General features: G+C 44.0%; 25 protein-coding genes. 17 read left to right on the plus strand and 8 right to left on the minus strand.

Annotated features, from left to right (window positions below):
- On the plus strand, nucleotides 1-2,184 hold the full coding sequence (relA, locus tag AAC006_RS03795; RefSeq protein WP_126872486.1) for a GTP diphosphokinase: 2,184 nt from the start codon (nucleotides 1-3) through the stop codon (nucleotides 2,182-2,184).
- Complete coding sequence (gene mazG / locus AAC006_RS03800; protein WP_126872487.1) at nucleotides 2,162-3,118, plus strand: nucleoside triphosphate pyrophosphohydrolase; 957 nt, start codon at nucleotides 2,162-2,164, stop codon at nucleotides 3,116-3,118. The genes relA and mazG overlap by 23 nt, the downstream gene beginning before the upstream one ends.
- Before the next feature lie 50 nt (nucleotides 3,119-3,168).
- Here mazG and AAC006_RS03805 read toward each other — a convergent pair whose 3' ends face one another.
- The gene (locus tag AAC006_RS03805; RefSeq protein ID WP_126872488.1) at nucleotides 3,169-3,813 is read right to left on the minus strand and encodes a hypothetical protein; all 645 of its coding nucleotides are present in this window, start codon (nucleotides 3,811-3,813) and stop codon (nucleotides 3,169-3,171) included.
- A 94-nt stretch (nucleotides 3,814-3,907) separates the two neighbouring features.
- A complete protein-coding gene (locus tag AAC006_RS03810) occupies nucleotides 3,908-4,798 on the minus strand; it encodes a transporter substrate-binding domain-containing protein (RefSeq protein WP_126872489.1) in 891 nt (296 codons plus the stop codon).
- Nucleotides 4,799-5,084: 286 nt separating this feature from the next.
- Between AAC006_RS03810 and rplM the strand changes: the two genes are divergently transcribed.
- The 15 genes from rplM (at nucleotide 5,085) to AAC006_RS03885 (ending at nucleotide 21,624) form a co-directional block, all read left to right on the plus strand.
- On the plus strand, nucleotides 5,085-5,513 hold the full coding sequence (gene rplM / locus AAC006_RS03815; RefSeq protein WP_013785378.1) for a 50S ribosomal protein L13: 429 nt from the start codon (nucleotides 5,085-5,087) through the stop codon (nucleotides 5,511-5,513).
- 12 nt (nucleotides 5,514-5,525) lie between these two features.
- The gene (gene rpsI, locus AAC006_RS03820) at nucleotides 5,526-5,918 is read left to right on the plus strand and encodes a 30S ribosomal protein S9 (protein WP_013785377.1); all 393 of its coding nucleotides are present in this window, start codon (nucleotides 5,526-5,528) and stop codon (nucleotides 5,916-5,918) included.
- Nucleotides 5,919-6,059: 141 nt separating this feature from the next.
- Nucleotides 6,060-6,623 (plus strand): RNA polymerase sigma factor, encoded by a 564-nt coding sequence (locus AAC006_RS03825; RefSeq protein WP_013785376.1) that lies wholly within the window; start codon nucleotides 6,060-6,062, stop codon nucleotides 6,621-6,623.
- A complete protein-coding gene (locus AAC006_RS03830; RefSeq protein WP_126872490.1) occupies nucleotides 6,623-7,612 on the plus strand; it encodes a FecR domain-containing protein in 990 nt (329 codons plus the stop codon). The genes AAC006_RS03825 and AAC006_RS03830 overlap by 1 nt, the downstream gene beginning before the upstream one ends.
- 66 nt (nucleotides 7,613-7,678) lie before the next feature.
- Nucleotides 7,679-10,804 carry a TonB-dependent receptor gene (locus AAC006_RS03835; RefSeq protein ID WP_185864153.1) on the plus strand — a complete coding sequence of 1,042 codons (3,126 nt, stop codon included), beginning with the start codon at nucleotides 7,679-7,681 and terminating at the stop codon, nucleotides 10,802-10,804.
- Between the two features lie 74 nt (nucleotides 10,805-10,878).
- Complete coding sequence (locus AAC006_RS03840; RefSeq protein ID WP_126872491.1) at nucleotides 10,879-12,075, plus strand: M14-type cytosolic carboxypeptidase; 1,197 nt, start codon at nucleotides 10,879-10,881, stop codon at nucleotides 12,073-12,075.
- A gap of 89 nt (nucleotides 12,076-12,164) precedes the next feature.
- Nucleotides 12,165-13,595, plus strand: a complete 1,431-nt coding sequence (locus AAC006_RS03845) for an amidohydrolase (protein WP_339890712.1) — start codon at nucleotides 12,165-12,167, stop codon at nucleotides 13,593-13,595.
- Between the two features lie 350 nt (nucleotides 13,596-13,945).
- Nucleotides 13,946-14,578: a ubiquinol-cytochrome c reductase iron-sulfur subunit gene (gene petA, locus AAC006_RS03850; RefSeq protein WP_013785371.1), complete on the plus strand. Its 633-nt coding sequence runs from the start codon at nucleotides 13,946-13,948 to the stop codon at nucleotides 14,576-14,578.
- Nucleotide 14,579: 1 nt separating this feature from the next.
- On the plus strand, nucleotides 14,580-15,842 hold the full coding sequence (locus AAC006_RS03855) for a cytochrome bc complex cytochrome b subunit (protein WP_126872492.1): 1,263 nt from the start codon (nucleotides 14,580-14,582) through the stop codon (nucleotides 15,840-15,842).
- Nucleotides 15,842-16,576: a cytochrome c1 gene (locus tag AAC006_RS03860; RefSeq protein WP_126872493.1), complete on the plus strand. Its 735-nt coding sequence runs from the start codon at nucleotides 15,842-15,844 to the stop codon at nucleotides 16,574-16,576. The genes AAC006_RS03855 and AAC006_RS03860 overlap by 1 nt, the downstream gene beginning before the upstream one ends.
- Before the next feature lie 109 nt (nucleotides 16,577-16,685).
- The gene (sspA, locus tag AAC006_RS03865) at nucleotides 16,686-17,318 is read left to right on the plus strand and encodes a stringent starvation protein SspA (protein WP_013785368.1); all 633 of its coding nucleotides are present in this window, start codon (nucleotides 16,686-16,688) and stop codon (nucleotides 17,316-17,318) included.
- A complete protein-coding gene (locus tag AAC006_RS03870) occupies nucleotides 17,315-17,770 on the plus strand; it encodes a ClpXP protease specificity-enhancing factor (protein WP_126872494.1) in 456 nt (151 codons plus the stop codon). Before sspA ends, AAC006_RS03870 begins: the two co-directional genes overlap by 4 nt.
- Before the next feature lie 138 nt (nucleotides 17,771-17,908).
- The gene (locus tag AAC006_RS03875; protein ID WP_126872495.1) at nucleotides 17,909-18,445 is read left to right on the plus strand and encodes a hypothetical protein; all 537 of its coding nucleotides are present in this window, start codon (nucleotides 17,909-17,911) and stop codon (nucleotides 18,443-18,445) included.
- Between the two features lie 79 nt (nucleotides 18,446-18,524).
- The gene (locus AAC006_RS03880) at nucleotides 18,525-19,418 is read left to right on the plus strand and encodes an AraC family transcriptional regulator (RefSeq protein WP_126872496.1); all 894 of its coding nucleotides are present in this window, start codon (nucleotides 18,525-18,527) and stop codon (nucleotides 19,416-19,418) included.
- 187 nt (nucleotides 19,419-19,605) lie between these two features.
- Nucleotides 19,606-21,624, plus strand: a complete 2,019-nt coding sequence (locus AAC006_RS03885) for a hypothetical protein (protein ID WP_339890715.1) — start codon at nucleotides 19,606-19,608, stop codon at nucleotides 21,622-21,624.
- 37 nt (nucleotides 21,625-21,661) lie between these two features.
- Here the strand turns inward: AAC006_RS03885 and mgtE are convergent, their stop codons facing one another.
- From mgtE to AAC006_RS03915, 6 genes are all read right to left on the minus strand, one after another.
- Nucleotides 21,662-23,020, minus strand: a complete 1,359-nt coding sequence (gene mgtE / locus AAC006_RS03890; protein WP_013785365.1) for a magnesium transporter — start codon at nucleotides 23,018-23,020, stop codon at nucleotides 21,662-21,664.
- A gap of 158 nt (nucleotides 23,021-23,178) precedes the next feature.
- Nucleotides 23,179-23,451: an HPr family phosphocarrier protein gene (locus AAC006_RS03895; RefSeq protein ID WP_339890717.1), complete on the minus strand. Its 273-nt coding sequence runs from the start codon at nucleotides 23,449-23,451 to the stop codon at nucleotides 23,179-23,181.
- Complete coding sequence (rapZ, locus tag AAC006_RS03900; RefSeq protein ID WP_041453031.1) at nucleotides 23,451-24,296, minus strand: RNase adapter RapZ; 846 nt, start codon at nucleotides 24,294-24,296, stop codon at nucleotides 23,451-23,453. Before rapZ ends, AAC006_RS03895 begins: the two co-directional genes overlap by 1 nt.
- A gap of 38 nt (nucleotides 24,297-24,334) precedes the next feature.
- Nucleotides 24,335-24,778 (minus strand): PTS IIA-like nitrogen regulatory protein PtsN, encoded by a 444-nt coding sequence (gene ptsN / locus AAC006_RS03905; RefSeq protein WP_013785362.1) that lies wholly within the window; start codon nucleotides 24,776-24,778, stop codon nucleotides 24,335-24,337.
- Nucleotides 24,779-24,786: 8 nt separating this feature from the next.
- Nucleotides 24,787-25,074: a ribosome hibernation promoting factor gene (gene hpf, locus AAC006_RS03910; protein ID WP_013785361.1), complete on the minus strand. Its 288-nt coding sequence runs from the start codon at nucleotides 25,072-25,074 to the stop codon at nucleotides 24,787-24,789.
- Nucleotides 25,075-25,103: 29 nt separating this feature from the next.
- Nucleotides 25,104-26,588 carry an RNA polymerase factor sigma-54 gene (locus AAC006_RS03915; RefSeq protein ID WP_339890720.1) on the minus strand — a complete coding sequence of 495 codons (1,485 nt, stop codon included), beginning with the start codon at nucleotides 26,586-26,588 and terminating at the stop codon, nucleotides 25,104-25,106.
- Nucleotides 26,589-26,659: the final 71 nt, after the last annotated feature.

Here is a 26,659-nt window from a genome sequence, read left to right on the forward strand (position 1 = left end):
ATGGTGACAACAAGAAAAGTGCATGCAGCCGATAGGCCTCCTTTTGAGGTGTGGCTAGACAGCCTCGATTTAAGTGAAGAAACGAAAGACAAACTACGCAGTGTGTCTTCTATGCCAGAGCGTCTTCTAGTAGGCCAAGAAATGGTCGAAATACTCTGTCAGTTAAATATGGATGACGTCACCTTGCAGGCGGCATTGGTCTTTCCTTACTGCGAACAACACTGTTTAACCGAAGCTGATATTGAGCAAGAATTCGATATTGAAATTCGTGACTTAGTCGTGGGGGTTAGGCGTATGGACGCCATTAAAACCTTACACGCTAGAAAAAATAATGGCTCGCCGTTCAACGAAAAATCTGATGAACAACATATAGATAGTATTCGTCGTATGTTGCTTGCTATGGTTGAAGATGTACGTGCCGTTGTGATTAAAATGGCAGAACGTATTTGCGCCCTTCAACAAGCGAAAAAAGCGGATGAAGAAACGCGGGTTATGGTGGCCCGTGAATGTGCCAGCATTTATGCCCCGTTGGCCAACCGTTTAGGAATAGGTCAGTTAAAATGGGAATTGGAAGATTTAGCCTTTCGCTATTTGCATCCTATTACCTACAAACAAATCGCTAAGCAACTTGACGGTAAACGTCGAGAGCGAGCCGATTATATTGATGGCATCGTTGATGACCTTCAATCATTAATGAATAGCGAAAATATTCGCGCGGATGTGTACGGCAGGCCAAAACACATTTTCAGCATTTGGAAAAAAATGCAGAAAAAGCGCCTTACCTTCGAACAACTTTTCGATATACGTGCTGTGCGGGTTATCGCCGAGCGGTTACAAGATTGTTATGCCGCGCTTGGCACCGTGCACGCCAGTTACAAGCACTTGCCCAATGAATTCGACGATTATATTGCCACGCCTAAAGCGAATGGCTATCAGTCTATTCACACCGTTATTGTGGGTCCTGAAGGTAAACCAGTAGAAATCCAAATTCGTACTCACAAAATGCATCAAGACGCCGAGCTAGGTGTTGCAGCGCATTGGAAATATAAAGAAGGCAGTACGGGTAAACAGTCGGGCTACGATGAACGCATAAACTGGCTTCGCCGCATATTAGCCTGGCAAGAAGAAGTGGCCGAATCTGGTGATATGGTGGAAGAGTTGCGCAGTCAGGTATTTGATGACCGTGTGTATGTGTTTACCCCAAAAGGCGATGTTATCGACTTGCCACAAGGCGCTACGCCCCTCGACTTTGCCTACTATATTCACAGCAATGTAGGGCATCGCTGCATTGGGGCGAAAGCCAATGGACGAATTGTGCCTTTTACTTATCAGCTGCATAGCGGCGATCAAGTGGAAGTGCTTACTGGCAAAGAGCTTAACCCCAGTCGCGATTGGATGCACCCAGGCTTGGGCTATGTTCACTCATCTCGCGCTCGCGCTACTATCCATTCCTATTTCAAAAAACAAGACAGGGATAAAAACTTAGCTGCGGGTAAAGAACTGCTAGAGCGTGAATTGCATCGCGCCCATTTGCCTTTGAAGATCACCAGTGAAGTATACGAGAAGTTCAATGGACATTGCGTTGACGATTTGTATGCAGCTATAGGTACGGGCGATGTGAGGGTGATGCAAGTCATCAACTTTATTCATTTCTTACAAGAGCCTGAGCCAGAAGAGCCTGAAATTAGCCCTAAAGTAAAAACAAAGCGAACGGCTAAAGGCGCAGGCAAGAAAGACGCAGTTGTTGTACAAGGGGTTGGCCACTTGATGAGCCAGTTGGCCAATTGCTGTAAACCCGTTCCGGGTGAGCCCATCATGGGGTATATCACGCAAGGGCGTGGAGTAAGCGTACATAAAGAAAGCTGCGATCAGTTGCAGCATTTGCTTGAGCAGCACCCAGAACGTCAAATTGAGGTGAACTGGTCACAAGAGCTTAAAGTAGGTTTTGAAACCTCAGTTGATATCTTTTGTCACGACAGAACCGGTTTGTTGCGTGATATCACTACCGTGCTGGCAAATGAAAACGTGCCATTACTGGGTGTGAACAGTTTAAGTGATAAACATAGGCAAACGGCGCTAATTACCATTTCTATTGAAGTACAAGACTTAGATACCTTATCAAAAGTACTTGCACGATTACGTCAGTTAAAAGGCATTACGGATGCAAAACGCAAACAATTCTGAGTTGCCTGAGATAAAGCGACTTCAAGAAATAATGGCGACGCTTCGTGATCCGGAATCTGGCTGCCCGTGGGATATTCAGCAAACGATGGAAAGCCTAACCCGCTATACCATTGAAGAAGCCTACGAAGTGGCTGATGCTATCGCGAAAGGGGAGCCTTCAGATATTCGGGACGAACTGGGTGACTTGTTGTTTCAGGTGGTGTTCTATTCCCGTATTGCAGAGGAAGAAGGCAATTTCACCTTTAACGATGTTGCGAAAAGCATTAGCGACAAAATGACCCGCCGTCATCCACATGTATTCGGCAATGCTTCAGCGCAGCCAAGTAGCGAAGAAGGCTTAACTGCACAGTGGGACAGTATAAAAGCGCAAGAAAAAGCGTTAAAGCATGAGAATTCAAGGCAACGGGCTTTAAAGCAAAAACTGACTTCTACATCGCCGAGTAAAGATAATGAACCGACTTTCCCGAGTCTACTTGATGATGTGCCAGTGGGAATGCCGGCATTAATGTATGCCCAAAAATTACAAAAAGCCTGTGCAAAGGTGGGTTTTGATTGGCCAGACGTTGCGCCTGTTTTAGATAAAGTGCGAGAAGAAGTTGAAGAAATTCAACAAGAACTTGACGCCGAAACCCTGAATCAGCAAGCCTTAGAAGAAGAAATTGGCGATGCGTTGTTTGCTATGGTTAATTTGGCAAGACATTGTAAAGTCGATGCAGATACGGCGTTACGTAACGCCAGTAACAAATTCGCCAAACGTTTTAAAGTGGTAGAGTCTTTAGCCTTCAAAGCACAATCAGCCCATAAAATAGACTCAGAAAACTTGTCGATAATAGAAGGCGGGCCCGAGAGTAAGGGCTCACCATTAGCTAATATGACGCTTGATGAGATGGAAGCACTATGGCAGCAAGCAAAAATCACTACTGCTAATTCATAACGCTTTACCGGTCTTACTAAAGCTTAGCCGTTAAAGCTTGCTCGCTACTTTTAAAGCTTGTTCGCTACCTTGGCCTCTAAACTTTCTATTTCTGCTCTGCGGCCTTTATCCGCAATAGGACGGTTTTGTTTTTCAGGCGCGCTTTTGGCTAATGTCAAATGCCGAGCTGCCTCTTCATACTCGCCATCATCAAACAAGTATTCTGCGTAAAAGTAGTGCGTATCCATACTGTTTGGGTAAAGCGCTAGCGCTTTGTCAAACAAGCGCGCTGCTTTTTTGTCACTGCCAAACGCAACCGGCCAGCCAGGTACATTGTGATATAGCGCCGCTAATACAGTTAATGCTGTACCTTGTAATACTTGCTCATCCTGCTCTAATGCTTTTTCAAGGTTTGCTCTAGCTGCTTTTGCAAAGTCGAGCGCACCTAGGCCACCTTTAGCTTTCGCAGCACTAGATTGGGTAATGGCTAACCACGTGAGGGCTTCGGCACTGTTATTCGATGATGCAACAAAGGCTCTAGCATCAGCGATAAGCGCTATAAAGGCTTTTTCTTTTTCGCTGCTATCAGCGTCATAATTGATTGACGCCCACTGCTGCTGGATATTAAGCAATGTGCTGCTGTTGTCAGCAAAGGTAAGATTGGCATAAACCATAAGAGAGATACAAACCGAGATAAGTCCACGTTTACTGCGCATTGTGGGGTTCCTAATTGATGGTAAGTAGAGTTTTAGGCGGGTGTTTTACCAGTAATACGGGGTATAAAACAAGAAAAATGGCCACACGAGGTAATTATTCGCTTAAAAGGGCCTTAATGGCTTTTGCTTTTTCTAAATCCCATCGGGCGTAATCAAGCACATAAGGTAAAGAATGGTTTTGCAGTAAATGCCTAGCGCGATGAGGGTCGTCCGCCAATGTAAGGGCGAGTTTATGAGACTCGAATTGATTGAACAGGGCTTCAAGGGTACCGTTTTCAATCAGTCGTGACAGGCCAACACGAATTCTTTTTGCTAGAGCGCTGTTATCAGGGTGCACGAAGAAGTATTCGTAATTGGGGTAAATAAATAGATGATTTTTATCGATAGTAACGGCTTTATCGGCATGACGTATTAAATCTCTGTTTGCCTCAGTAACATTTCGAGGAAAGCCGTCCACGATACCTTTTTCCACCATGGTGTACATTGATGTAAACCATAAACTCCATTCTTCGCCTTCCGCATTAAACCCGTTCGATTTAAGTACGTGTAAGTCAGGCCAGTCGTTCCCCTGCACCAAGGTGCGGGTTTTAAGTTCATCGGTAGTTAATGTCTGTTGGAAATTGTGTTGGGCATTTTTTGCAATCACTAATACTCGGTACCCAGCCAATCCTTTTAAGAGGGGGAATTTAATTGGGGTGAGTAATTTCTCACGCTCAGCATTGGTCACACTCCACATTACATGGGCATCACCTTTTAACAGAGTTACTACTTGTCGACTTTGTGACATTGGTTGAGGATGTAGCGAAATCTGTATTTCACCATATTCGGGCGTTGCCGAAAAAACAGCCTCAAGGACTTTTTGCTGATACAAACCATAGTTGTCATCGGCGAATGCCTGTGTGAGCGTGACATCATTAAATTCGGCTTTAACATGAGTACTTGCCACAAATTGAAGCACAACTAAAACCAAGGCCGATAAACGCATTATTTCCCTATTCATTCTCTTCAGAAAAATCTTCTACTTGAAATTAACGGAATTAATTAGGCTTGTCACGGTTTCTGTAGAAAATTTGTGCAGAAAAAGAACCCATAATTGCAAATTAGGGGTTCGCATTTTCGTCAAAACCTGTATAATTCGCGCCCTGCCCAGTTACGCCCACCTTTGGGAAGGTGGAAGAATCGACCGGCTCGAAGGGGTCTTTGTGTTGATTTTATGGTGATTTCTGGTGTTCAGAAATCAGTAACGACGATATTATTCGGGTGATATTTAAATGAAAACTTTTGTTGCAAAGCCAGAAACGGTACAACGTGACTGGTACGTGGTTGACGCCACAGACAAAACTCTAGGCCGTTTGGCTTCAGAAATCGCATTGCGCCTTCGTGGTAAGCATAAGCCAGAGTACACGCCTCACGTGGACACTGGTGATTACATTGTAGTTATCAATGCTGATAAAATTACGGTTACTGGCCGTAAAGCATTGAACAAAATCTATTATGCACACAGTGGCTATCCAGGTGGTCTGAAAGAAACTAACTTTGAAAAGCTGCTAGCTTTCAAACCAGAAATGGTTATTGAGAAAGCAGTGAAAGGAATGCTGCCAAAAGGTCCTCTAGGCCGTGCAATGTTCCGTAAAATGAAAGTTTACGCTGGTGCTGAACATAAGCACGCAGCACAGCAACCACAAGTTTTGGACATCTAAGGGGCAATCGACATGGCAGATACTCAATACTACGGCACCGGCCGCCGCAAAAGTTCTACCGCTCGTGTGTTCCTGCGTCCAGGCTCAGGTAACATTCAAGTAAACAAACGTGCTCTAGACGAGTACTTTGGTCGCGAGACTGAGTGCATGGTTGTTCGTCAACCTCTAGAACTTGTTGAAATGTTGGAAAAGTTTGACCTATACGTCACTGTTAAAGGTGGTGGTTCTAACGGTCAAGCTGGCGCAATTCGTCACGGCATCACTCGTGCTCTTATGGAGTACGATGAGACGTTACGTCCTGCTCTACGTAAAGCTGGCTTCGTTACTCGTGACGCTCGTCAAGTTGAACGTAAGAAAGTGGGTCTACACAAAGCACGTAAGCGTCCACAATTCTCAAAACGTTAATTTTACGTTTTATATATTGTGCAAAAAACCCGGCTCATGCCGGGTTTTTTATTTTCTGGCGCTAATAAAATGAATAATAGTGGAGGGGGTTATGCTCTACTGCGTATTAGTAGTTAAGCCAGAAATGAATGAAGAATTAGTGTGAAAGTCGTTTATTTAAATACTCAATCAGCTATAGCGCAGTCTCAAAGCGACAATGCTATGCTTTACGAACTCATTTCTGAACATGAGCCCGCGCTTCGTCGGTTTATTCGTGTTCGAGCCCGTGCGAATGCCCCTGAGGTAGAAGACATACTTCAAGAAATGTACGCCAAACTCTTTTCACTTGATGAATTGGCACAGAAGGTTGAAGCGCGACAAGATACGTTTCGAAGCTTTTTGTTTACCGTTGTGACTAATTTAATTATAGATAGGGAACGGCGGGCAAAAGTGCGCGCTCATGATGCTCACGAACCATTTTCTGATACTCTATATTCTACGTGGAACAATGAGCCGGAAAAGTGTGCAGGGATTGCTGAGAAGCTAATTGAAATTGAAAACGTGCTTGAAAATATTAACCCTCATCACAAATCTGCATTTGTGCTTTGCCGCGTTGAAGGTAAGGCTTACCGGGAAATCAGCGACATATTAGGCGTTTCTGTGAGTACAGTAGAAAAATATATTTCAGCCGCACTGATGGCTATTCGAAATAAGGTGCAAGATTAATGGCTACGGCTTTGAACCAGCATTCAATTAATAAACGTGCAAGCGAATATGTTGTGCGTCTTTACTCTGGTGAACTGACAGCTAAAGAAGAAAGTGAGATCCTTGAGTGGTGCGATGCGAAAGGCGCACATCAAGCTGCTTTTAACGATGCGCTTTATTTGTGGGAAACTTCAGCTCAAATTGCTCCTCATGTAGGCTGGCGGCAAAAGCTGGAAAAGCGCTTCTATCGAATGCGCTATCTAGCGGCATCTATTGTTGTTGCATCGTTCTGCTTTTTACTCATCACTCATCACAATGCGCCTGACCAAAGTATTGATAACAGTGAGCTTGCCAATAATTACTCTACTGCCATTGGCGAGGTAAGCAATGTTGGATTATCAGATGGCTCTACCATTACGTTAAATACAGATACCCGCATTAATATAAAGTTTAGTGAAGCGCACAGAGAGCTCTGGCTAGAACAAGGTGAGGCATTTTTTGATATTGCTAAAGATCGGTCTCGTCCATTCCTAATTCATACCGCAAACAAGACGGTGAGAGTCGTAGGAACGAAGTTTAATATTAAGCTATCACAGGCTGGATTTAATATCGCAGTAGAAGAAGGTATCGTTGCCATAGAAGAAAAGGCAGAGCCGAACACCGACAAACCAGCGAAAGATGATACTCAAGTGTTATTGGAAGCCGGCGCAGTCGCGTCGTTCAATGATACCAGTGCTCTTATCGCAAAACAAAGTGTGGACAGTGTAGTAAAAGCGCAAAGTTGGCGTACCGGTTACTTACGTTTTGATGAAGAACGGCTAGAGAAAGTGATTACCAGTTTTAACCGCTATAGAAGCAAAAAAATAGTGATTAGCCAAGAGATTGCTGATTTACGTATTAGTGGCGTTTTTAAACTTTCAGATGGTGATGCTATTTTAACGGCACTTGAAGCGACCTTGCCTGTAGAAATAAAAAAAGAGAATGAAAAGGTTAAATTAGTGAAAAAATAGCGGAGGATTTTGTTTTTGGCTGCGTATTAGCTTATGGGAACACAACAAAATACTATAGGAGCAGCCATGAAGTTGCCAAAAACCACAACAAGTACGTTAGCTCTGTGTGTCGCACTATCACTAAGTGCAAGTATCAAAGCACAGCAAATAGACAACATTTCAATTCAAGCCACCACACTCGATAACGCATTGCTCTCACTGGCACAGCACAGTGAAATTCAAATTCTGTTTTCAGACGCTAGAATAAAGCAAAAACTAAGCCCTAAGCTAGAAGGCAGTATGGATTTGCAGGATGCACTTTCTACCTTGCTTAAAGACACTGGCTTTACCTACAAGCAGACATCTAAAAGCACTTACATTGTTACTCCAATTGAAAATAAAGAGGAGAGCCAATCAGGTACGCGCCCTGCTACCTCTGCTCCTACTGACGTTCAAAAGCAAGAAGCAAGCGTAGAGCGTATTCAAGTTACCGGTTCGAACATCCGTGGTATGCAAGATACTGGCGCTTTGCCGGTTACCATGATGTCATCTGAAGATATTGACGGTTTGGGCTTAAGCAGTGGCGCTGAAATCTTAGCGGAGTTACCGCAACAAGGTGCCGTAAATTTTAATAGCGAGCGTGTAGTTGGTGGTGTTAACGACGCACGTGGCGATGTCTCATCAGTAAACTTACGTGGTATAGGTACAGGCTACACACTTACGCTGTTGAATGGTCGCCGATTAGTGCTGCACCCAGGTACGCAAGCCGAAAACTTAGTGCCTGTTACTACTGTGAATTCAAATACGCTGCCAGTTAAAGGGCTAAAACGCGTTGAAGTGTTACGCGATGGCGCTGCGGCTATTTACGGTACTGATGCCATATCAGGTGTAGTGAATTATGTATTAGACGATAAGTATACCGGCGGTGAGCTTCAAGCCCAATATGGTAGTAGTCAAGGTACAGGTCGCGACCAAATCAATTTATCAGGCGCTGGTGGCTGGTTATTTAATAATGATAAAACTCACGTTACTTTTAGTGGTGGGTACTATCATCGTGACATGGTCATGGCGAGTGAGAGAGATTATTCAGCCAGTTCTGACTTACGTAACTACAGCGAAGTACCTGCTGATTTTGTCGGGGATACGCAACTAGATAACCGTTCAACGGTAACACCTTGGGGCGAGTTTTCGACTGACACTTTAGGTACATTTCATTTAGAGCCAGCCTCATACAACGACTGTATCGCAGACGCTAGCGACGATGTATGCGCGTCTTCCGGGTCAACACCTCGAGATATGCGCTTCGATTCAAACTCACAGCGTAGCTTGAGCTCTGAAGTCGATAGGCTGAACCTATACACTTTGGTGAATCATCAAATCAACGATGACGTTGAGATATACGGTGAAGCCCTTTACTACTCAGCAACGGCAAAACGTATTCGTGAACAATCGGGCAATCTAACAGCACAGCGTTTTACGGTGTCGGCTGACGCATTTTACAACCCTTTTGGTGAGGACGTGACAGTGCGTCGCTATCGTCCCATTGATACAGGCCCACGAAATATCGAAGTCGATGACTACAGTTATCGTTTATTGGCAGGCTTTCGGGGTTATATCGGCGATTGGGACTTCGATTCAGCCGTGTTGTATTCAAAAGCCAATACTATCGATACCGCAAATCGAATTAACACCACCTTGTTCCAACAAGCGGTTAATAGTACCGATGAAAGCACGGCTTACAATATTTTTAGCGGCGCCAGTGTAACTAACCCAAATACGGTTGACGATACGCCGGTATCACAAAGTGTTATCGATAGCTTTATGGTAGACGTTGAGCGGGAGTCAGAAACAGAACTTGCTTCAATTGATGCCAAAGTATCTCGACCAGATTTATTTAGTTTACCCGCCGGTGATGTAGGTTTTGCCGCAGGTATTGAATATCGCTATGAAAGCTTTTTCGACAAACGTACCGATGATTTGAACGGCACGGTGTTTTTCAGTGACGTAGTGGGTGGCACTTCGTCTGAAATTGCTAGCCAAGTATTAGGAAGTAGCCCCACGCCTGATGCCAGCGGAAGTCGCAATGTGGTATCTGCGTACGCGGAATTTGCTATTCCGTTGCTGGCCGATAAACCCTTTATTGAAAGTTTGAATTTGCAGGTGGCTGGCCGATACGAAGATTTCTCTGACGTAGGCAGCATATTTAAACCTAAATTTGCCCTTGCATGGACGGTAAATGAAAACGCGTTAATTCGTGGTGCTTATTCAGGGGGCTTCAAAGCGCCAGGGTTGCCACAAACCACAGCAGTAAATGTTGCCCGTTCAAATACCAGAACCGATCCGTTGACACAAACGAGTCGCGGTACGCTAGAACTTCGAAATGGTAGCGATACCTTAAGCCCCGAAGAAAGTGAAAACTACTCGTTTGGTGTAGTACTTACGCCTACCAAAGCGTTAACCCTTACAGTCGATTGGTGGCAAATCAAGCAAGAGAACACGGTGGGTATTTTAAATAGCCAAACGCAAATTTTGTATGACGCATTATTGCGTAGCCAGGGTAGCGCGAATGAAAATGTGGTTCGTGATGAAAATGACGAAATTATATATATTCGAAACGACTACACTAACTTATTGCCAAGAGACATTTCTGGTATCGATTACAGTGCTGATTACCGTTTTGAAACTGAAGTAGGTGATTTTTCCATTAAGCTCAGTGCCGCTAACTTACGAAAGTTCGATCAAGGATCTGACGATATCACAGACCTAGTGGTTGCAGCGCAAGAAGCTGGAAACGAAGCGTTATTGTACGAAGGGGAGCGAGTTGCCATATTTGGTAGCGATGGCGACCTTATTCGTCAAAACGAACGCCCAGAATGGCGGGCTAATTTATCGCTAACCTATTCTCGCGATGCATGGCGTGCCGGTCTTAAATATCGTTACGTTAGTGATGTTGAAGACACTAGCTTAAATTATACCGACGATTCAGGTGATTTAGTGACTTACGTCATTGATGATTGGTCAACGTTAGATGCGTACGTAAGTTACCGCTTAAGTGAAGACGCCTTATTTAGCGGAAAAACGAAAGTGACCGTAGGCATGCGTAACCTGACAAACGAAGAACCGCCGTTTGCCGATGGAACCTTTGGATTCAGCAGTAGCCTCCATTCATCGATTGGCCGTTATACCTACGTAACACTTAATCATAAATTCTAAGTTAAATACTTAACCTACTTTTACATCATAAAAAAGCGCCTACCATTAGGGGGCGCTTATTTCATGGAGATATCATGTTTCGATTACTTTTCATTGCACTGGCATTTGCTTCCCCAGTTACTTTGGCGTGTGAATTCGAAGGCGTTACTTTTTCTGCAGATTTTGAAGCCGGTAAGTTAGATTCCTGTGAAGTCGACGAAAACGGCACCTATGTATTGAGCTTCTTACCAGAAGATAAGCCCATAAACCCTAGTCCTTGGTATTACTTTAGTGTTACCGCATCAGGTGATTCATCGTCAAAACAAGCAGAAAAAGTAGACGTAGTGCTGACCTTTGACGGTTATACGCCAAGGTATTTACCTAAAGTGAGTTACGATCAAAAAAGCTGGGAGATAACTGCGTTTGATACCACAGAGCAGGGAATGACAATATCTTTACCTGTGTCAAAACGACCACTCTATGTGGCAGCCCAGCGTCCTATTCCAAATTTAGTTTACATAAACTGGCTAAAACAAGCAGAGCAAGACTTTGGCATTAAGCCGTTTACGATTGGTAAATCTACCGAAGGCCGCACGCTTTCTGCATTTGCTCTAGAAAAGCCAGAAAACACAGAGTGGGTTATTTTCGTTGGTCGCCAACACCCACCGGAAGTAACAGGCGCAGTAGCTATGTTCTCTTTTCTAAATCAATTCTTAACCACTACGTCTGAAACCAGTGCGTTTTTGTCACGATTTAATGTGTTGGTAGTGCCAAACATAAACCCTGATGGTGTAGCTAATGGACATTGGCGACATAGCCTTGGGCATAAAGATCTAAACCGCGATTGGAATGTATTCTCTCAACCAGAGACCAGAGCAGTGAAAACGTATTTAGATAAAATCACGGATGCCGGCGGGAAAATTGTAATGGGTATGGACTTTCACTCTACCCACAACAATGTTTTTTATACCATTCCGGTAGATGAAAGTATTGCCCCTAGCGACATGGTTGTAGACTGGTTAGCCGAGTTGCAAACGCAAACAAGAGGCGTGTTCAAAGTCGTAGATAAACCTGGCACATCGCCAGGGAAGGGCGTTTTTAAACAGTTTTTTGCTGATGTTTATCACGTGCATGGCGTTACTTATGAAGTCGGTGATAATGAACCCAATGAGAAAACACGTTACGTCGCTAAGCATGCTGCCAATACGCTTGTCGATACGTTAATTGCCACCCCTGCCGAGGCATTTTATATTAAAGCGTGTACTGCTGAAGCAACAAGTTGTGAGCAATGATGATGCATTTATGCACAACTAAACTCTTAGCATTTTGGCATAAACTCGCTTTCGCTATACTCATATCCTTCATTAGTGTTGTTGGCGCTGTGAAGGCTCAAAGTGTTGAGCAAACCGATGCTTCGGCTATAGACTCTAAAGCCGCGATTACGTTTGCTCATCAAAGCACGATGAAGCATATTGCAAAAACCATGTGGGAAAAGCCTGAACTAGGTTTTTTAGAACACAACAGCAGCGCATTAATGCAACAAACGCTGATTGGACGTGGCTTTGATGTTACTGCTGGCATTGCGGGCATGCCTACTGCATTTATTGCGCAATACAGCCCAGCAGACCAGACGGAAGATGGCGAGCATAAGCCTGTTATCGGCTTACTTGCCGAAATGGATGCTCTTCCCAGCATGGGAGTATTAAACACGTCTGACAAACAGCCGATTAGCACTAACGGACATGTTCACGCAGGTCATGCTTGTGGACACAACTTGTTTGCCGGCGGGGTAATAGGCGCTGCGCTTAGCTTAGCTGATTATCTCGATACTCACCCAAACCAAGGTTCACTAAAGGTTTTTGGCACACCCGCAGAGGAAGGGGGCTCAGGTAAAGTCTATATGGTAAAAGCAGGCGTTTTTGAAAATGTGGATGTTGCGCTTCACTGGCACCCATCAGATAGTACATCTTCTTCACCCTCATCTTCGCTGGCCAATAAGAGCGGTAAGTTTCGTTTTTACGGTGTAGCTGCGCATGCTGCCGCAGCGCCAGACAAAGGGCGCTCGGCATTAGATGGCGTAGAAGCCATGAACATGATGGTAAATTTAATGCGTGAGCATGTGCCGGATGGCACGCGAATTCATTATGTGATCACCGATGGCGGAACGGCGCCGAACGTGGTGCCGGATTTCGCCGAAGTGTATTATTACGTCCGCTCAGCACAGCCTGCTGTCGTGTTATCATTATGGGATAGATTGGAAAAAGCGGCGAAGGGTGCAGCACTTGGCACTGAAACCCGTGTTGATTGGGAAGTCACAGGTGGAGTGTGGAATGTATTACCTAATGTGACCTTATCAAAATTAATGCACAAGCATATTGACGCCGCACCGCCGATTATTTTGACCAAAAGTGAGCAGCAGTTTGCTAGCGAAATAAGTAGCACCCGCGAGCAGACCTTTAGTCACAATGCTCACAGCACACCAGAGCCCTTCGATGAAAAGATTACTGTTTGGTCGGCATCAACTGATGTAGGTGATGTGAGTTGGCAAGTACCTACCGTGGGGCTATCTAGTACCACCTGGGTAAAAGGTACTCCTCCTCACACTTGGCAGGCGTCAGCAATGAGTGGTACTGACATTGGTTACAAAGGTATGTACTTGGCCAGTGAGGTCATCACGCAAACCGCTATATCCCTTTTCTCTGAACCTGAAAATATTAGTAAAGCGAAGCAAGAGTTTCAGCTACGAAAAAGTACGCTGAACTATGAATCCATGCTAGGGCAGAGAGCACCAGCACTCGATTATCGTAAGTAGAATATCTTCGCACTACTGGGTCGAAGGTTTATAACAATGTTTTAATATAACAAAGGGATTTGACCGAATTTCGGTCAAATTCTTGATTTTATTCCAATCACTCACTAATTCTTAACAGTGGCCTCAGATTAATTTATTGCTTAAATACCAGTAAAACCTTGTGTTTATAAGGGCTTTTCTTTTATCATTTGCGGTCGAAATTTGACGAAACTTTAGTGAATTCTCGAATGAGCACATAAGTGCCTTTGAGTTAACTTCATGACAAGCCATATGATGGACGATCCTAACGTGATAAAACCAGTAAAAGTTAGGGTTATACATCATAATTATCCGAACCTGGAGAAATGTGGATGAGCAATGTATCTGTAGATGCAACAGAGTCTGCACACAATGATAACCAGCCAGAAAACAACACCCGTCGTCGGTTTTTGACCGTTGCCACGTCGGTAGTTGGTGGTGTAGGTGTTGTTGGAGCGGCAGTGCCTTTTATTGCGTCCTGGAATCCAAGTGCCAAAGCGAAAGCGGCCGGTGCTGACGTTGAAGTAGATATCAGCGGGATTGAACCTGGACAGCTAGTGCGTGTGATGTGGCGAAGCAAGCCTGTATGGATTGTTCGTCGTACTCCTGAAATTCTTGAAGAATTGAGCACTCACGAAGATAAACTGAAAGATCCTAACTCTGAAGCAGAGCAACAACCTACGTTTGCCCAGAACCGTTTCCGTTCTATGAAAGAAGAGTACCTTATCTTAGTCGGTATTTGTACGCATCTAGGTTGCTCACCGCAGCACCTTAAAGATGGCGCTTTCGAAGAAGTGGTTGAAGGGGTTCCAGACGGTTTCTTCTGCCCATGTCACGGTTCTAAGTTTGATATGGCTGGTCGTGTATTCCAAAATGTACCTGCGCCGTTGAACCTTGTTGTTCCGCCTTACCAGTTCGTAGATGACACAAACATCATCCTCGGCTCAGAAGCGGAGGCTGTGTAATATGAATGCTTTTTTAGAGTGGATTGAAGCGCGTATTCCAATTATGCGTGTGGCGAATATGCACGCCATCCAATACCCAGCGCCTAAGAACATGAACTTTTGGTACGTGTTTGGATTCTTGGCTACCATCGTTTTAGTTAACCAAATTATTACTGGAATCTGGTTAACAATGAACTTCGTACCGACTTCTGAAGGTGCGTTCGCGTCTGTTGAATACATCATGCGTGAAATTGATTACGGATGGATTATCCGCTATATGCACAGTACAGGCGCTTCAGCGTTCTTCATTGTGGTATATCTGCATATGTTCCGTGGCATGATTTACGGTTCTTACCAAAAGCCTCGTGAATTGCTTTGGGTGTTTGGTATGTTCATCTACCTTGCACTAATGGCTGAAGCCTTCATGGGTTATGTATTGCCTTGGGGACAAATGTCTTACTGGGGTGCACAGGTAATCGTATCGCTATTTGGTGCAATTCCTGTTGTAGGTCCAGACTTAGTTATCTGGTTACAAGGTGACTATGTAATCTCGGGTGCTACCCTAAACCGATTCTTCGCATTGCACGTTATTGCATTGCCGTTGGTTATTGTTATTTTAGTGTTCTTACACATTATTGCGCTACACGAAGTGGGTTCAAACAACCCAGACGGTATTGCGATTAAGCATAAGAAAGGCTCGTTACCTGAGTCAGAAAAGACTAAATTCCAAATCCATGAGTACTACACAAGCAAGTATGATATCGCTGATGACATCTTGCCATTCTTCCCGCACATGGTGCTGAAAGACTTAGTAGCGTTCTGTATTTTCTTAGCCTTGTTCACTTATATCTTGTTCTTCGCACCTGAAATGGGCGGTAAGTTCCTTGAGCATCCTAACTTCGAAATTGCGAACCCGTTGAAAACACCTGCACATATCTTCCCTGTTTGGTACTTCACGCCGTTCTACGCCATCCTTAAGGCAGTACCTGATAAGCTAATTGGTGTACTTGCTATGTTTGGTGCTATTGCAGCCTTGTTTGCTTTACCATGGATAGATCGCGGTCGTGTTAAATCGTGGCGCTATCGTTGTGGTTTACACACAGTAAACCTTATTGTGTTCGCAATTGTATTCGTTTTCTTAGGTTACTTAGGTGCTACACCTCAAGAAAACTGGAAGATTGTTGCGTCGCAAATCGCGACCGTTATGTACTTTGGTTTCTTCGTGTTGTTGTTCCTATACAGCCGTAACGAGAAAACTAAGCCTGTGCCAGAGAGGATTGCCTAATGAAAAAATTGATGTGCTTTTTAGCATTTTTTCTACCGGGTGTAGCGTTAGCCGCTGGTGGTAGTGTGCATCTAGATAAGGCACCTATCGACCTAACCGATAAGGCCTCGTTGCAACGTGGTGCGCAGTTGTTCATGAACTACTGCTTAGGTTGTCACTCAATGAAGTATCAGCGTTATCAGCGTACGTTTGCCGATTTAGGTATTCCTGACGAGTTAGGTCAAGAAAACCTTCAGTTTACCGGCGAAAAGGTTGCTGACTACATTACTCGTGCAATGCCTGAAGACGCAGCGGCTGGTTGGTTTGGTGCTGCGCCACCAGACTTGACTCTTGTAGCTCGTGTTCGTGGTGAAGATTGGATTTACACTTATCTACGTTCTTTCTACGTAGATGAGAGTCGTCCATTTGGTGTGAACAATAAAGTATTCCCAGAAGTGGGTATGCCGCATGTGCTTCAACCTTTGCAAGGTACACCAACTGAAATGCACGAAGAAGTTATGGTCGACGGTGAAATGGTTGAACAATATGTAGGTATTAAATCTGATGGTACAGGTTCAATGTCTCCAGATGAGTACGACCAAGCTGTTGCCGATATTGTTAACTTCTTAGAGTATACCGGTGAGCCAGCTAAGCTAGATTCACACCGTATCGGTAAATGGGTTCTTATCTTCATTGCCGTACTGTTTGTATTTGTTTACTTGCTGAAGAAAGAATACTGGCGAGAAGTGCACTAATCGCACAGAATTATGTATAATAGCAAAGGGGGCTTCTCGCCCCCTTTTTTAGTATTTGAATTTCGCCCGATTTAGTGGGCATAACTAGTTTCTCGACGGAGGAAATTGAATGGCCGTAGCCGCGAATAAACGTTCTATTATGACGTTGTTCTCTGACACAATTGATATTTACAGCCATCAGGTGCGTATTGTGTTGGCAGAAAAAGGTGTGGGTGTTGAAATAAGCTACACAGATCCTAGCAATCTGTCAGAGGATCTGTTGGAGTTAAACCCTTACGGAACCGTTCCAACTCTTGTTGATCGTGAACTGGTGCTTTATAAATCGCATATCATCATGGAATACCTTGATGAGCGTTTCCCGCATCCACCACTTATGCCAGTTTATCCGGTATCTCGTGGCCAAAGTCGTCTTATGATGCATCGCATCGAACAAGACTGGTATTCGTTAGCAGCTCGTATCTTCCGTGGCGAAGGTAATGTTGAAGCTGCGCGTAACGACTTACGTGAAGCGCTACTTGCATTAGCACCTGTGTTTGGTGAATTGCCTTACTTCATGAGCGAAGAATTCAGCTTAGTTGATTGTTATCTTGCTCCGTTATTATGGCGCTTACCTGCTTTAGGTATTGAGCTTAATGGCGCAGGTAGTAAAGAAATTAATGCCTACATGAACCGTATCTTCTCTCGCAGTTCATTTAAAGCATCGCTAACCGATCAAGAGCGCGAGATCCATAACCCACTATGACATCTATGACGTCTAATCAGCCCTACCTTTTGAGGGCCTTTTACGAATGGATAGTGGACAACGATCTCACCCCATACATTGTTGTTGATGCAACGAATGAAATGGTGGAAGTGCCTTTAGAGTTTGTTAAGGACGGGCAAATCGTTTTAAACGTGTCGCCTAGTGCGTGTGTTAACTTTTCGTTGGACTTAACCGGGCTTTCTTTTCAAGCTCGTTTTGGTGGCCAACCAAGAAGATTAAGCATGCCTAGCGAAGCTATTATGGCGATTTATGCGCGTGAAAATGGCGCCGGTACTGTATTTGCAACCGAAGAGGAGATGGCCAAAACAAGTAAGCCATCTGAACCTCAAGCCACTGGGCCAGCATCTATTGAAGACGTAGACGCGTCGGATAATACAGATGCACCCGTTCCCCCTAAAAAGGGAAAACCCACCTTAAAAGTGATTAAATAAGCATTCTGACTTCCTGCTGCCTTAGCAGGAAGTCAGCTTATTTCCCCCCCGTTGTTCTAGTGTTTCCCTTGCACTTCCCTTTAGCTTTGCGTTCTAATAGATATTGTTTAATAAACTAATAAAAGAATAATAACTACTATGAAAATTTTAAAGGTTCTATTGGGTTTAATTATTGTCTTCGTCCTATGTGCAACGGCTTTCGCGTGGTATCAATCTAGCATCGCCGAAAAAGAGCGCCAGGCCGAATTAGCGCTGGAAAACAAAATACTTAATCGCGAGTTTAGGCCAATAATCGAAAATTATATTGGTGCATATAATCGATGTGATATCGACGAAGCGTCAACGTACATTAGTCAAGAGCAATTATCTTTTGATGCCGATGTAACGCGGCTTTTCGAAATGCGGCTAGGTGCGCTAGAGAGGTTCTGTAAAAAGCTTAGTGTTACTATTAAAACGATAAGAACGCTGAGAATGCACAATGACGACGCTGCTTCAATAAGAATAGCACTTAATCTTACTGTCAATGAGTCAGGTGAAATGGTAGATCCAGGAACGGATTACAATAAATGGAGTTTTAAAAAGGAAGAGGGTACTTGGAAAATTAGGAGTGACTCTTTCGAAAAACTCTTGACTAAATATCACTCTGTTTTGGAACAACCAAGTCACAATAATTAAACGGGTATTTTGATATATAGGGCGGGATAATAGGCGTTTTTTCGCCCCCTAATATCGGTGAAGTAGCTTGGGCGGTACTATGTTTAAGCAAAAATTAAAGCAACTAATTGAAAGTAAGCTTACGGAAGATGGCCTGTTTGAGACCGGCGTTAAAGGGGTACGACTGTTTCGAGTTACAGAAGGGGTAAGGTGTTCACCAGCCATCTATGAGCCTGCTGTTATTGCTATAGTCAGTGGCACAAAAGAAGCCATTGTTGATGGAAAGTCTTATGTTTATGACGCCGAACAGTATATGTGCTGTTGTATGTCTATGCCTGTAGAAGCAGGAACCCCTAACGCATCTAAAGAGAACCCCTTGCTAGGGGTGTCTATTGCGCTAGAGCCCCCGATGATGACGGAGGTTACAATGGAATATGAGCGCGCGACGGGGGTAACACGTCAGCCTCGCAGTAGTGCCCTTCCTCCAAGTATCGTACTTTCTTCGTGGGATGAGTGTTTTTCCGAGGCGCTATATAGAATATTACAGTTAACCCAGAGTGCTGCGGATACCGCGATCCTAGGTGAAAGTCGTTTACGGGAAGTGTACTACGCTATTTTAAAGGGCAATGCTGGAGCGTCGGCAAGTAGAGCGTTTGGTGTAGATAATGAGATTGCCCGCGCCATTCACTATTTATCAAGCCGTTTAGACAAGCCAATCACAATAGATGAAGTGGCGTCTCATGTGAACATGAGCCGTGCGGTATTCCATCGAAAGTTCAAGCAAGCCACAAGTTTGTCGCCCATTCAGTTCGTAAAGTCTATGCGCCTGAACACGGCTGCAATGAAAATTGTAGGTGGGATGACCGTAAATGAAGCTGCAATGGATGTAGGATATGTAAGTACATCGCAATTTAGCCGCGAGTTTAAACGGTTGTATGGACAGTCACCTAAGCAATGGAGCCACGATAGGCAGGTACCTGCAGGATTGCTGTAATATTAAACTAAAGGTGTAAGCCGATTGTATTGCATTGTCGCAAATATACTGGGAAGGTAAAAAAGTGCATTACACCTTGTAAAGTCAAACGCAAAATATACGACTAACCACAACCTTGTAAGAGAAAATTCGTTCTTCAAGCACAAAAACTATTTGTCATAAAATAAAAATAATAGGCAGTGCAGTATTGGAACAGTTACTTTCAAATAACCGACAAAAATTACAAGCGGCAATTCCACTTATCAATAATTACAACGATAGGTTTGATGATTTGAACCATTGGTGGGGGAAAATATCGCTGATAGGTAAAATCAACAGCCATAATGTATCTGATAGCATTTTGGAAGAAATGCTTAGCACCAAAGAGAAATTTTCTGAGTTACAAGGTCGGCTCATTCAAAACCTGATGAAAGAGCATTTATTGAAGCGTTTGGCTGACGATCATAATAAATCTCAAGTCGCTATCGATATTCTGATTAGAAATTTGTTTGAGCGTACTGCCGATGTAGGCTTTTTGGCTACTGATGATGATATCCGAGCTTTCTTGCTTCACACCGATAGGCAAGTCGAAGACATTGAAAATATTCGCCACCGTTTAGCGGAATACGTAAAAAAATATAGCGTATATGATGAGATTGTTCTTCTCGATACCCAGGGGCGGGTTAAGGCTAATTTGGATATTGATAGCTCAATTGAATTTAGCGAAGATCCGCTAATTTCAAAAACCTTGGCGTCTACAGATGACTATACAGAAACTTTTCGTTATTCAGATCTTCAGCCTCACAAGCGCAATTCATTAATTTATTCGTGTGTCATTAAGGAAAGTAACGAAAAAGATGCCAAAGCACTAGGTGTTCTTTGTCTATGCTTCAAATTTGACGATGAAATGCAGTCAATTTTTAGCAACTTACAATCTGAACGTGCCGCCAGTAGTATTATGATTTTGTCTGAAAGCAGAGAAGTCATGGCAACTAGCCATTCACAAAAGTTTAAAGTGGGTGAAAAAATACCTAACAGTGGGTCTCCTGATTTAATCACCATAAAAAATAAAAGCTATATATCTACAACGTCGGAAACTAAGGGATACCAAGGTTTTAAAGGTTTATCTTGGCAGGGTGTAGCTATGACGCCACTCAACGATGCTTTTAAGCATTCAAAAGAAACTGGAAAACCTCAAACAGACTCTTGTCAGTTACTCAATTCTCAACTCTTTTCTGATGATTTAAAGCAAATATTCAAAACGTCGATGTTAATCAATGACGATCTGAGTTTAGTGGTATTGAATGGCATTATTGCAGCAGCGCGTAATAATGCTGTTGAATTCATGCCTGTACTTTCTGAGATCAAATCGACCGGTGAGAGTATCGCGTTAATCTTTTCTGACTCTATCGATAACCTACAATCTACAGTGATAAGCGCACGGCTTGGTGACGTAAGGTTTTGCGCAAGCTTAGCAGTAGATATTATGGACAGAAATCTGTACGAGAGAGCGAACGATTGTCGCTGGTGGGCGCTTACCACTGTGTTTCGACAGTACTTGCAACTTCCCACCGTAGGGCCTGATGCTCAGCAAGAAATTTCAAATATTCTTGGTTACATTAATGACCTATACACGGTTTACACCAATTTATACGTTTATGACAAAAATGGCATTATTGTCGCGGTATCTAACAAAGACCATGCGTCAGTCATTGGAGACAAAGTCGATACACAGAGCGGCGCTATAGATGCGTTGAGTTGTACAGATTCACAAAAATATTCCGTGTCGAAATTTGTTCCTAGCGCGCAGTACGATAATAAGCACACCTACATCTACAACGCATCAATCACCAGTTTAGAACAAAACAACGTAGTTGGCGGTATGGGAATTGTGTTTGACAGTGGGCCACAATTCACTGAAATGTTAGACGACTCGCTACCTAAAGATGAAAGTGGGCATACTGTAACCGGGTGTTTTGGCATGTTTTGCCAGCGTGATGGGATGATTATTTCTGCTACCGAAGGTAGCCCTCAGCAGGTGGGGGACGTTATCGAGATAGACGACACACTTTTAGGTTTAAAAAACGGCGAGAAAGACTCTCGAATTACAAATTACCAAGGTAAGAAATACGCAATTGGTATTGCCGCGTCTAAAGGGTATAGAGAGTACAAAACAACCGGTGATTATCAAAACGATGTGGTGGCGTTCATCATGATGCCAAGCTAAATAGCATTAGAACAACGCCTACACGATTGTCGCGGCATTACATTAAAAACAGGGTCGCAGTACCTAAAAATGCAAATATACCCACCACATCAGTGATGGTGGTCAGAATTACGCTTCCTGCTAGTGCAGGGTCTATTTTCAAACGCTTCATGATGAGCGGCAAAGTAGCGCCTGCCATTGCTGCGGCTATCATGTTAACCAGCATGGCAAAGGCAATAATAATCCCTAACATGTAGTCTTGTTTCCAAAGCGCTATTACCGAAGCAATTAAGATTGCCCAAATAGCACCGTTTAAGAAGCCAATAGATATCTCTTTGCTTATTAACCAGCGGGAGTTGTTGGCATTAACGTGCCCCAGTGCCATACCACGAATAACCAAGGTAAGGGTTTGGTTTCCGGCAACACCGCCCATGCTTGGTACTATGGTGTTCAATATGGCAAGTACGGCCAATTGGCTTAGCGTTGCTTCAAACAAATCACTTACCATGGCTGCCATTAGCGCGGTAACCAGGTTTACAGCCAACCAAACGGAGCGTCGTTTGGTACTTTGAAGCACAGGGGCGAAAGTATCTTCGTCATCATCTAAACCCGCCATACTCATCATGGAGTGCTCAGCGTCCTCACGAATAATATCTACCACGTCATCAATGGTAATTCGGCCGACTAAGCGGTGTTTCTCATCAACCACGGGGGCCGATAGCCAGTTATAGCGCTCGAATAAGCTCGCCACTTCATCATCTGGCATATGCACAGGAATCGCTTCAGACTCTTCATCCATCACATCAGACACTTTGGCTTCAGTCTCAGCGGTGAGTAATCGCGTTACCGGTACAATACCGACTAAGTTATCAGTACGGTTTACTACATAAAAGGTATCGGTATTTTCAGGTAATTCACCTTTAAGGCGAATATAACGAAGGACCACATCAATGGTGACATCAGGGCGAAGTGTGATGGTGTCGGTATTCATAATGAAACCGGCAGTTTCTTCGCCGTAAGACAATGCCTGTTCAGCACGCACCCTGTCTTGTGCATCCATAGAGTCTAGAATGTCCTGTAATACAGGCTCAGGCAGACTACTAAGGGTAACCGCTAAGTCATCGGTATCCATCTCTTCTAACGCGTCTACCACGTTTGCAGGCAGCATTTTGGTGATGATACCGTTACGTACATCGTCAGAGAGTTCTTCTAAAATATCACCATGGAAATCACCATCGATAAGCTCCCACAACTCGTCACGAGTACGACTGGGGCTAGATTCTAGAATGTGTGCAACATCAGATGGGGGTAATTCAAGCAGAAGCTTACGTACAGAAACAAATTGGCCATTATTCAACGCGCCATTTAGTGCCCTTAGTTGGCTTTGTACGTATTTTGAGACCAGCGCTTCTGCCACTGCTTTCGCCTAAAAAATGGAATTTCAATAATGGTAGGATATCGCACTTGCCATGACGCTGTCATGACAAAAGCGCAGTAGGTACAGACAATTACGAGCCGTATGGTGAAATTATAGACGGCTTTTAGCAGAATTTCTCAGTCGTATTGGAAGCTGCATTATTCGTCTTCGTTGAAACGGCCTTCAATTAACGTTTCAATGGCGTTTAATGCCGCTTCGGCATCATTACCTTCAACCACAACGTTTACCTGTTCACATTGGTGGCTTTCCAGCATCATTAAGCCCAGCACACTGTTAGCATCGGCTTTCTTATCGCCCTTCACCAACACTATTTTTGCGTCAAATTGATTGGCTAATTGAACCAACTGTGTGGCAGCGCGGGCGTGTAAGCCCAATTTATTGACTATGGTAAGTGTTTTTTCGATTGTCATTACTGATTTAACTCGCGGTGGCGAATTTGTACATCGGGATGCATTTCGCCAAAGGTTTTCGCTAACGATTGAGCAATAAATACTGAGCGGTGCTGACCGCCGGTACAACCAATCGCAATGGTGACATAACTACGGTTATTGCGTTCTAAGTGTGGCAGCCATGTAGTGATTAGGTTCTGAATTTGCCAAATAAATTTGGTTACAACAGGCTGGGAACCTAAAAATACTTCTACGGGGGCATCTAAGCCAGTTAAGTGTTTTAAATCGGGTTCCCAATGCGGGTTGGGGAGAAAGCGGGCGTCAAATACATAGTCGGCGTCTTTGGGGATACCGTGCTTAAAGCCAAACGATTCAAACACCAATACTAGGCGAGAGCTTTTCTTGCCTAGAATTCGCTCGCGAATAAGCTCTGCGAGTTGATGAATAGTGAGTTTATCCGTATCAATATACAAATCGGCGCGCTCAACAATAGGCGCAAGTAAGTCTGATTCGGCTTTTATCGATTCAGATAAAGATTTGTTGAGCTTAGCTAGCGGATGTAATCGGCGGGTTTCGCTGAAACGCTTCACCAGTACATCGTCACTCGCGTCGATGTACACAATGGTCATAGACCACGATGAGGGTAGGTAATCTAAGATCTCTACCAAGTCCGCTGGATTTTTGGGTAGGTTTCTTACATCGATACTTACCGCAACTTGGTCATATTCATCAACCACGGTATGGGTCAGAGTAGGGAGAAGGTTAACCGGAATATTATCTACGCAATAGTAACCTAAATCTTCAAGGGCACGTAGCGCAACTGATTTTCCTGAACCGGATCGACCACTGATAATAATCAGTTTCACCTGCATTTCTCCCTTTTAAAATATGGTGCAGTGCTTTTTTAGCTTAAAGCCGTAATGATGTCATCACTGGTGGAGGCCCGCCTAATGGCTTTCACCGTTTCTTTATCACTTAGCTTACCCGCCACGGTAGCGAGTGTTTGTAAGTGACCTTCTGTTTTCTCTTCTGGCACTAATAGGGCAAAGAATATATCTACGGGCTGATCGTCAAGCGCATCAAAATCGATGGCAGGGTTGCTGGTTACAATAATGGCGATAACGTGTTCTAAGCCCGGTAATCGACCGTGGGGCAGAGCAATACCATTGCCAATACCCGTACTCCCCATTCGTTCACGGGTTAGTAGACTATTTAATACACTAGCCTGATCGATGTCGGGATTATTTTTAGCAGCAATGTCGCTAATAATCTCTAGAATACGTTTTTTACTGTTACATTGAACCGCACACTCGGTGCGGTCCAAACTTACTATGGCTTGAATTTCCATACTAATATTTAGTGCTTTTTCAGCTTTTCCTTATGCTTGATAACTTGCCTGTCGAGTTTGTCGATCATGCTGTCTATCGCCGCATACATGTCTGTATTATGAGATGAAGCAAACACTTCTGCGCCGCTAAGGTGCATGGTGGCTTCGGCTTTTTGATTGAGTTTTTCGACGTTCAGGATGACATGCACATTAGATATGTGATCAAAGTGACGCTCTAGTTTGCTGAACTTAGTATCGACATAGCTACGCAAAGAATCAGTAATTTCGACATGATGACCGGTAAGGTTGATTTGCATATTTCGTCTTCCTTAAATTATCAAGGCCTTTAAATAAGGCTTTTGCGTTGGTTTGACGGCGGAATCGATAACGATTCCCGGTATTTTGCTATTGTTCGCCGGGCTACTTTAATGCCTTTTTCGGCCAACAATTGAGCAATCTTGCTATCGCTTAATGGCTTGCTGGGCGTTTCCGCTGCCACAAGCTTTTTAATTAGTGCGCGAATAGCGGTAGATGAACACTCACCACCAGATTCCGTTGCTACATGGCTAGAGAAGAAATATTTCAACTCGAAAATGCCACGAGGGGTATGCATATACTTTTGCGTGGTGACTCGTGAAATGGTGGATTCATGCATATCTACCATTTCTGCGACATCATTTAGCACCATTGGTTTCATCATTTCTGGGCCGTGCTCGAAAAAGCCCATTTGTTGCTGCACAATACAGTTTGCTACTTTCATCAAGGTGTCGTTTCTTGACTCAAGGCTTTTTATAAACCACTTGGCTTCTTGCATATGCGAGCGAATAAATTGCGAATCGCTGCTATTTTTAGAGCGTCGGCTCATGGCAGCGTATTGTTGATTTACGCTTAATTTAGGCAGGCTATCGGGGTTAAGTTCCACCACCCAACGGCCATTCTTTTTGTTTACCGAAACATCAGGAATAACGTATTCGGGTTCTTTGGTAATTAATGCACTGCCAGGACGAGGATTCAACGTTTGCAATAAGCGCATGGCTTCACGAAGTTGATCTTCTTTCAAACGACTCTTGCGCATTAACGTACGGTAATCTTTGCTGCTCAGCAGGTCTGAGTACTCATTAATAAGCTGTCTGGCTTCGGTAAGCCATGGCGTATCGTCTGAGAACTGGCGAAGCTGCACGAGCAAACATTCTTGCGGTGTACGTGAACCTGAACCAATAGGGTCGAACATTTGAATACGTTTTAGTACACATTCAACTTCGTCCATTTCTACCAACTCTTCAACATCGTCAGAGTTTACCGATTCTAAAATCTGTTCAATGGGTACGTTAAGGTAACCAGATTCATCAATTGAGTCGATAATGGCGGTAGCAATGGCGCGGTCTGTATCTGAAAACGGGGTTAAGCGCATCTGCCAAAGCAAATGGTCTTGAATATTGTCGGTGGTTTCACCCTGAAACAATTGGTCGTCATCATTATTCGATGGGCCAGGAGCGGGGGCAGAAGAGGCCGAGTAATACTCATCCCATGTGCTGTCGATTGGCAACTCGTCGGGAAGATCGTTCTTTTCAAGCGCGTCACCAGCTTCTAATGAATCGCTAGAAGCAGTAGGAGCAGCTTCTACAGAAGGGTCGTCGCCGTCCATGTTGTTTTTCTCAACAGGGTGGTCATCACCGCCTTCTTCAACTTCTAAAAGAGGGTTTGAGTCAAGTGCTTCCTGAATCTCTTGTTGCAGGTCGAGCGTAGACAACTGCAGCAGCTTGATTGCCTGCTGCAACTGCGGTGTCATGGTAAGTTGTTGACTGAACTTTAGCTGTAAAGATGGTTTCATCTACGTCTTATTTTTAAACTCTTGTTGTGAATATACCCGTGCTTAAAACTGAAAATGACAATTCGGTTACA

The organism is uncultured Alteromonas sp. (genome assembly GCF_963976965.1).
GTDB classification, from domain to species: Bacteria; Pseudomonadota; Gammaproteobacteria; order Enterobacterales; family Alteromonadaceae; genus Alteromonas; species Alteromonas naphthalenivorans.